The sequence below is a fragment of the Corynebacterium striatum ATCC 6940 genome, from assembly GCF_000159135.1.
Lineage (GTDB): Bacteria > Actinomycetota > Actinomycetes > Mycobacteriales > Mycobacteriaceae > Corynebacterium > Corynebacterium striatum.
Genome location: NZ_GG667577.1, coordinates 1 through 249, shown reverse-complemented (window position 1 = coordinate 249; position 249 = coordinate 1). Strand labels below are relative to the sequence as shown.

Below are 249 nucleotides of genomic sequence, written 5' to 3'. Positions count from 1 at the left end.
ACTGTCGGGATGCTCACCGACTCCACCGGCTTGCCCTTGGCGATCGGCGCATTTGAAGGCAATCGTGCTGAAACGCACACCATGTTGCCAATGATCCTGCGTCTTAAAGACGCCTACCACCTTGACGACATCACGATTGTTGCTGATGCTGGCATGTTTTCAGCCGCCAACAAGACCGCGATTATCGATGCCGGGTTGGACTACATTCTGGGCACGAAAGAACGCGAAATCCCAGAACCAATTAAAGCC

The 249-nt window shown here is 53.4% G+C and carries 1 protein-coding gene; it reads left to right on the top strand.

What is annotated here, in order from left to right:
- Positions 1–249, top strand: a 249-nt coding sequence (locus HMPREF0308_RS12810; protein WP_005532471.1) for a transposase, incomplete at both ends; no start/stop codon positions are given.